The organism is Nocardioides segetis, from assembly GCF_051390595.1.
GTDB lineage: Bacteria > Actinomycetota > Actinomycetes > Propionibacteriales > Nocardioidaceae > Nocardioides.
On the sequence record NZ_JBNINR010000033.1, the window covers coordinates 1 to 3530 of the forward strand.

At 66.5% G+C, this 3530-nt stretch carries 3 protein-coding genes; all 3 read left to right on the forward strand.

Translation table 11 applies throughout. The features are described 5' to 3' along the window. The first annotated feature begins 66 nt into the window (after window positions 1-66). The 3 genes from ACPZVR_RS25325 to ACPZVR_RS25335 all read left to right on the forward strand — a co-directional run bounded on the left by ACPZVR_RS25325 (window position 67) and on the right by ACPZVR_RS25335 (window position 3525). Window positions 67-327: a hypothetical protein gene (locus ACPZVR_RS25325; protein WP_436702466.1), complete on the forward strand. Its 261-nt coding sequence runs from the start codon at window positions 67-69 to the stop codon at window positions 325-327. 2 nt (window positions 328-329) lie between these two features. Then, window positions 330-2171: a hypothetical protein gene (locus tag ACPZVR_RS25330; RefSeq protein WP_436702467.1), complete on the forward strand. Its 1842-nt coding sequence runs from the start codon at window positions 330-332 to the stop codon at window positions 2169-2171. A 208-nt stretch (window positions 2172-2379) separates the two neighbouring features. Further along, on the forward strand, window positions 2380-3525 hold the full coding sequence (locus tag ACPZVR_RS25335; protein ID WP_436702468.1) for a hypothetical protein: 1146 nt from the start codon (window positions 2380-2382) through the stop codon (window positions 3523-3525). The last annotated feature ends 5 nt before the right edge of the window (window positions 3526-3530 follow it).

Consider the following 3530-nt stretch of genomic DNA (forward strand, 5'->3'; position numbering starts at 1 on the left):
AGGCGACTGCGAAGGCGAACAACAAGGGCGCTGGCAAGGCGTCGCTGAACATGCGGAGGGGCTGACGTGTCCGAGACATCTCCCGAGTCCGAGCCGAATCCGGCCGTCGTGCTGCTGGAGGCGCGTCGTGCGGAGCTGACGGGTGGTGAGCAGTCGATCGGGGTGCAGGAGCAGCAGGTCGAGCAGATGCGTGCGGCTCTGGACTCGGCCCTCGCGGTGCTGGCTGCGTGCGAGGCGGAGCTGGTGGCACTGGATGACGCGATCGCGATCCTTCCGCCGACCGTCCCGCCCGTGGTTCCGCCCGTCGATCCTGAGCTGGAGGTCTGAGGATGGTGCAGCAGCACGGCCTCACGTGGGGTGCGCTGGACTTCGTGAGCCCCGAGGCCGATCCGCCGGCCGACGGATTCCTGATCCATGCGATGGCGAATGGCACCTCGTTCGGCAATCCCGAGGCGGACTATCAGACCCTCCAGTCGCTGTTGCGGGATGGCGCCGTGGTGGTGCGGGGCGGCCGGAAGAACCGGCTGATCCAGATCCGCCTCGCCGTCTCGGCGCCGTCGGCAACCGCTGGTCCGGCGCTCATCGCAGGCGAGGCCGCACTTCAAGGGCAGGCCGAGATGGACTCGCCGCCGCCGCTAGCAGTCACGCCGTCGCTGACCGGTGCGGCGACGGCGTTCTTCGATGTCGTGATCGCGCGCGATCTGGAGTGGGACACCTCGGACGGCTGGGACTTGGACGAGGTGATGCGTGAGGTCTGGTACTTCACCTTGACCCTGGAGTGCCTGCCGTTTCCTCGGACCGAGGACAAGGTGATCGTGCCCGCGATCCCGGTTCCGCCGGACCCGAGCGGTCCTGCGGCGTTCGTCAACCTGGACACCTGTGACTCGACAACGAACTGGTCGGCGTCCTTTAGCGTCAACCAAACCTGGCAGTGGCAGGTCTTCCCGCTTACCGTCGCCTCTGGTGCAGTCCGCGCTCGCATCTGGAACGACACCGGACCCCGGACGGAGTACCCCGGGATCACACTGACTCGATCGGGCGCGCTGTCTATGTCCGGCAACCCGTACCTCGCGGTTGACGTGCGCAGCAGTCACTCGTCGGTCCGAGGCGTCCCCACGGTGACAATCGACGGCGTAGTCAAGGCGCCCATCTCCGCCGACTCGATTGCAGGCGGTCTCACGCGGATCTATGTCGCGACGGGCAACTTCACCACCCTCGCCGTCTCGGTGCCCCAGCAGACGGGCCCGGCGGTTTCCGGTAGCGACGACACCTTCACGCTCGACGTAGCCAACGTTGCCCGCACCGACACCATCGGCGACAAGACGAACTCCACGCTTCGCCAGCAGTCGCGCACGGTCGAGATCAAGGGGTCCGCGCCAACTCAGGCCGCGATCAGGTTCTACGACGCAACCCCGGCACCACTGGGTGGCGAGATTCTGGTCCACGCCTCTAACAACACGTCATGGCAACCGCCGCTGCGAAAGTGGCGGGCCACGGGGTCAGGTGCCGTCGCGGACGCCACGCTGGTGTCTGGTGGGCGCAACACTCTCGCCACGCCGTCGGTCTACCGATTCCCGGCCAGTCTGATCACAGAAGGCACCTACGCCCTTCGGGGGCGGATGAACGTCACCTCGGTCGGGACGCTGACGTGGTCCGTCAAGATCGTGTCCAGCACTGGCGCTGACGTGGTCGGCTCGTCCGTGATCACCTCCGGGTCACGGCCACTGGCCTCGACCGGCGGCACGTACCGCGTGTTGGAGCTGGCCGACCTCGGCCTGGTGATGGGCAAGCCCGAGGGCGACCAGATGATCCAGCTCACGATCAGCGGCACCGCGAACATGACGATCGACGAGATGTGGCTGTTCGGTCTCGACGACGGTGTCCTGAACTGGCTGCGCGACACCGAGAACATGACGTGGATCGAGATCCGCTCCGCCGTTCTGGGTGCGGAGAACGATTCGATCTACGGCGGCAGCGGAGTGCCTGGCGTCGGTGGGGTCGACGTCTCCTACAAGGCCGGCGGCGACGGCTACGGGTCGATCGGGGTCCCGGAGTTCAAGCCCGGCCTCATCCAGTTGTTCACCGTCGCCACATCCTCGCTCGTGTCGCAGTCGGAGGTTGAGATGTACCCCCGCGGCCACTCCCACATCCTCGCCGAGTGGGCACCGTGAGGCGTCGATGAGTCGCCACACTGCAACCCGACCCAATGTCCGGCTGACCGTGAACGGTGCCACATACCTGCTTTCGGCGATCGTCCCGCGGCGAAGCGGCTGGGGAGAGCTCAAGCACTCCACGCGACTCAATGGGTCCTGGTCGGCGTCATGGTCGATCCCGAACCCGCGACAGTGGCGGCATCCAGCGCTGGTCCGCGGCGCCCGGGTGGAGATCATGTACGGCCCCATCGTCGTGTGGTCCGGCACCTTGGAGGAGCCTGACTGGGACCAGGGTTCGTTCGTTGCAAGCGGTGCATCTCGCGACGCGGAGACTGCCATGGCGCTCGACGGTGCTGGCGCGTCGTCCACTGAGCCGAACACGATCATCGACGCTGCGATCGTTCGCGGGGTCCTGTCTTGGACGAGGGTGGGGAACTTCGGCACCACCCCCATTGGCGACGCGAACGGCGGTCTGGTCACCATCCGTTCCGTGCTCGACGCCTGGGCACAGAAGAACGGTTCTCGCTGGAAGGTCAACCGTCGACGCGAGCTGGTGATCGAGCCGATCGACATCAGCCCGAGATGGTTCATCGTCCCTGGCGCAGGCTTTCTCGGCGCCGCATCACAGGATCGCGTCGATCGGGTTTTCGCGCGCTTCATCAACTCCGCCACTGGGCGCCGCGACACCGTTTCGTACCCCGCCACCACGCCGTCCGGCGGTATCGAGTCGGCTGTCGACCTCATTGCCGGGCGAGGAGCGATGACATCGGCCGCCGCGCTGGCCGAGGCCACGAACATCTGGAATCAGCGGCAGGGCCTGTCTAGCTTCACGAATGGCGCCACCGTGGCGCACGGACAGGTCGCCGCCAAGGGCGGCGACGCTGCCGAACTGGCGCTCATCGAAGCCGGAGAGTCCGCCTGCATGCTCGGATCACCTGACCCCCGCGGAATAGCTCGCAACACCACCTTTGCGATCGGTGAGACCGAGTATGACTGGGAGGACGACGAGGCGCAGCTCAACCCCGCAGACCTCGCTCCACGCGACACCCAGGGCGTCCTTGAGAGCGTCGGAAACCTCGCACTCGATGCAATGGCAAAGGCATCGACCAGCGAGGGCGGAACCCGGATCTCCGGAGTAGTGACGGTCGCCGTGTCCGCTGGCGACCCCAACGGCACCGGACAGACGATCCTCACGTTCCCGACCGGCACCTTCACGGCGCCCCCAAGAGTCCTCGTCTCCTCGACAACCTTCGCCTACTACGCCTGGGTCGACTCGATCACCGCCACCCAGTGCCGTGTCCTCCTGACCCACATCAACGCCACGCCCGGCACGATCACGGCAGGCGTCAACTACATCGCGATGGGCTGGTGACCCCC

Excerpts from the sequence above, each read along its gene's own strand:
- ACPZVR_RS25330 (WP_436702467.1), top strand. The coding sequence starts at position 330 with ATGGTGCAGCAGCACGGCCTCACGTGGGGTGCGCTGGACTTCGTGAGC.